The organism is Bartonella queenslandensis AUST/NH15 (assembly GCF_000312585.1).
In the GTDB taxonomy this organism is placed as follows: Bacteria; Pseudomonadota; Alphaproteobacteria; order Rhizobiales; family Rhizobiaceae; genus Bartonella; species Bartonella queenslandensis_A.
Map to the genome: position 1 here is coordinate 255693 of NZ_HE998003.1, position 3830 is coordinate 259522.

A 3830-nucleotide genomic window follows, 5' to 3' on the forward strand; every position below is an offset into this window, starting at 1 on the left:
TTCTCATCAAAAAATTAAAAAATTGTTCTGCGATTGGCGATTTTTTCTTTGATGCTGATGATGTGGTTCATTTTGTTTCTCACTTTGAGGGCACAATGAATGCGTAGATTTTCTTTCACTTGTATTTTTGCGGTATTTTTGTGTTTTTTTTCGTTGGCGAGTTTTGCAGAAAGCCTTCGTGATCAAGCGATTGATCAATCCGAGAGGATTCAACGTCAACAAATGCAAGAACAGCGTTTTCAACGATTGCACCGCAGGAATGAAACACATGAGATTTCATTACAGGATGATAGTGAATCGACGGTATTTCAAAGCGATTCAACCTCCAAAACCTGTTTTCTGATCAAAAACATTGAATTTGTTGGTGCTCAGTTGATTTCTCGCAGGGATCTTCATAACACCATTTCTCTTTGGGAGGGGCGGTGTCTTGGTCTTGCGGAAATTAATAAAGTACTCAAAGCGGTAACCAAGCTTTATATGAAGCTCGGCTATATTGCGGTGCGGGCTTATTTACCTGAACAGGATTTAAGGGGTGGGCGTCTTAAAATTGTTGTTGTTGAGGGCAGCATAGAAGATATCACCCTGGAGGGTCATAAAGTTGAAAGACAATCTCAAGGGGAAACTCTTACGGCTTTTCCAAATTTAGTTGGTCAACCTGCTAATCTGCGCTCCATAGAACAAGGGCTTGATCAAATCAATCGTCTTTTCTCTCGTCATGCGACCATCAACCTTGGTGCTGGGGATGCTCCGGGTGGTTCTATTCTTGATATTCATATTGATAAGCAGAAGCCGTGGTTGCTGACGTTTTCTAGTGATAATCTTGGCGCTAAAGCAACTGGGATTTACCAAACACGTGTGAGCCTTTCTTTTGATGATTTATTAGGGGGCAATGATCAATGGTCGTTTAGTTATCAGCGTTCCATGGATGGTGGTCCGTATCATTTTTCAGGCAAGCGCCCCAATAGTGATACGATAACAGGTTCCTTTTCCATTCCCTATGGTTATTGGACAGTCGGTTTTGATGGCAGTTGGAGCCAATATCATTCGCGTATTAAAGGAATATTTTCCGATATTATGACTTCGGGTAAGTCTTTATCACTGACACCGTGGGTTTCACGGGTGATCGATCGTGATCAAGAAGGAAAGACATGGATTACAGGGCGTTTGACATGGAAATATTCCGATAATTTTATTATGGGCAGCAAGGTTGATGTTTCCAGCCGTCAACTGGCACTTGCAACCTTAGAGCTTGATCATTCACGCAAATGGATGGGAGGGGAATTGAGCGCTCATATAGGGTTTCATAAGGGGTTGGCGATTTTGGGCGCTTATGATGATAAAGAGCAAGAAACTTCGACAAAAAATGCTCCCAAAGGGCAATTTTCGAAGTTGTCTTTTTCATTAGGGTATGTGCGTCCTTTTTCGCTCAAACAGTATAATTTTCGTTATAACACGTTGCTTTCAGGACAATTATCACCCGATACATTATTTAGTTCAGAGCAAATGTCTCTTGGTGGGAGTTCATCAGTGCGTGGGGTGCGTGAGGCGGTTTATTACGGCAATAATGGGGTGTTTTGGCGTAATGAATTGTCGCTGTTGTTGCCGGGTTTTTCTTCGAAAATGGGGCGTCGATTTATGAGCCAATTTGCACCGTATATGGCGCTTGATTTAGGGATGGTAGCCAATGCCCCCCTTAGAAACAGTTTTGGCGGTAGCCTTGTTGGGGCAACTCTGGGTTTCCATGCAAGCGGCGAGATGACGGATGTTGATGTGTCTTATTCAAATATTTTAACCCAATCGACACCAAGAGAACAGGGGAATACGACAGGATTATTTCAAGTACGGGCATTATTGAGATTTTAGAGCCAAGGGGCGATCAACAATATTGTCTCGCTCTTTATACCCATTGGGGTGTTTTTTTACAAAGATATAGAGGCTTTTTGAGGAGATTAAGATGCGGGGATTGAAAGATCAAAAGCATAAATTGGGCTATGGATGTGCGCTAGGGCAGTATGTTCTTGGCTTTTTGCAGCGAGGAGCGCACAAGGGGCTTTCACTGGTTTTAATCTTTTGCTTGGCTTTTCAGCCTTTGTTGTTGCAAGCGCAAGCAATTGGTGCACAAAGATCACCCGTTCAAGAGGTTCAAGGGATTAAAGCGGCAGATGGGGTTGGCTCACTTTTCCACCCGACGGTGGGGGCAGCCAGCAATGGTGTGCCGCAGGTTGATATTGCGCGCCCCAATGGGCAAGGACTTTCGCATAATAAATATGAAAGCTTCAATGTTGATGCGCATGGCGTGATTTTAAACAATTCGACAGAGGAGATTTCGCGTTCACAGCTTGGTGGCTTGGTGCTTGGCAATGGCAATTTACGGGGTAGCGGAGCGGCAAAGGTTATTCTCAATGAAGTGATCAGTGCCAATCGTTCGCGTCTTGAGGGCATGAGCGAAGTTCACGGGCATGCGGCCGATGTTATTATCGCCAATCCGAATGGAATTACCTGTAACGGTTGCGGCTTTATCAATACACCACGGGTGACGTTATCGACGGGGCAGCCGATCATTGAAGCCAATGGGTCTTTAAGCGGCTTGCGTGTTGAGGGTGGAGATATCACCATTGGCGCCAAAGGCGCTGATGGGCGCACATTGGATATTTTTGATCTCGTTTCACGCAAGATTAGCGTTGCAGGTCCCATCCAGGTCAAAGGGGCTTTAGCTGTTATCGCGGGGCGCAATCATTTTGATTATGACAAACGCGAAGCAAGTTCTCTTGGTTCAGATGGCAAAGAACCAGAATTGGCTATTGATTCCAGTGAGTTTGGTGGGATGTATGCGGGTCAGATCCGCGTGCTTGCCACGGATAAGGGCGCTGGGGTTAAAATGCGAGGAGACATGGTTGCCAATGCAGGCGCCATGAGATTGACGAGTGATGGTAAGCTGGTGATTACCAAAGCACGTGCTAAAAGGGCGGTGAAGGCTCACTCTCATCACGACAGTGTGCATGTGAAAGATCTGCTTTTTTCAGAAGAGGCTGTTTGGCTTAAGGCTCTTAGCAGCGTTGAATTAGCAGAACGTACACGGGTTGCAGCGAGCGGTAATGTTGATGTGCGTGCCGATGTGATCAAGCTTGGATCTGAGGCTCTTTTGGCGAATGGCATTGGCAATGATGGTCAACAGTCAGCGACCGGTTCTTTGCACTTACAAGCAACAAAAATTGAGGCGGGGAGTGGGCGAATTGCATCTGGTGCGCTTTTACAGATCAATGCCTCAGCCATTGATTTTGACCGCTTGCAAGACAACAATCAGACGGGGGTCTCTTCCCTTGGCGATATGATCATTGAAAGCAATCAAATCAGCGCGTTCAACAACCATATTGGTGCCAAGGGAAATATTGTTCTAAAAGCCGATGGTGCTTTCACCATAGGGGCTGGCCATTATAGCGCTGGCGGCTCTCTTTTGGTGGAAGCGGCACAGCTTACCTCAGGCGCCCATTTAGTGGCAGAGCAAAAAGTTGATCTTTATGCGCGTAGCGGTGATTTAGTCCAAGAAGGCATTGTTTCGTCCAATGGGAAGATAACGTTGGATGCCCATGGGGCTCTCAATCACATGGGTGAAATTGTGAGTCTGCAAAAGGCTGCATTGACAGCAGGGGGCATGCTCACAACCAGCACGAACAGTACGCTTTTAAGCCATGATGTGATTTTAAGTGCGGATGCTTTAGCCCAAGCGGGAACTGTGGAAGCACAAGGTGGTGCGCTCACCCTTCAGGTGCGTGAGAGAGGCATCAATAATGGTACCATGTACGGTGAGAGCGTTGATGCGTATGCCGGTT

2 protein-coding genes are annotated in these 3830 nt (G+C 46.1%); both read left to right on the forward strand.

Annotated elements, in window-relative coordinates:
* Positions 1 to 99: 99 nt before the first annotated feature.
* Complete coding sequence (locus BN338_RS06245; RefSeq protein WP_039760102.1) at positions 100 to 1863, forward strand: ShlB/FhaC/HecB family hemolysin secretion/activation protein; 1764 nt, start codon at positions 100 to 102, stop codon at positions 1861 to 1863.
* A 91-nt stretch (positions 1864 to 1954) separates the two neighbouring features.
* Positions 1955 to 3830: filamentous hemagglutinin N-terminal domain-containing protein (locus BN338_RS06250; RefSeq protein ID WP_039760103.1), on the forward strand; the 1876-nt coding region annotated here is incomplete at its 3' end.

What these genes read in the sequence shown, in the direction of transcription:
- BN338_RS06245 (WP_039760102.1), top strand. Translation starts at nt 100, where the DNA reads ATGCGTAGATTTTCTTTCACTTGTATTTTTGCGGTATTTTTGTGTTTT.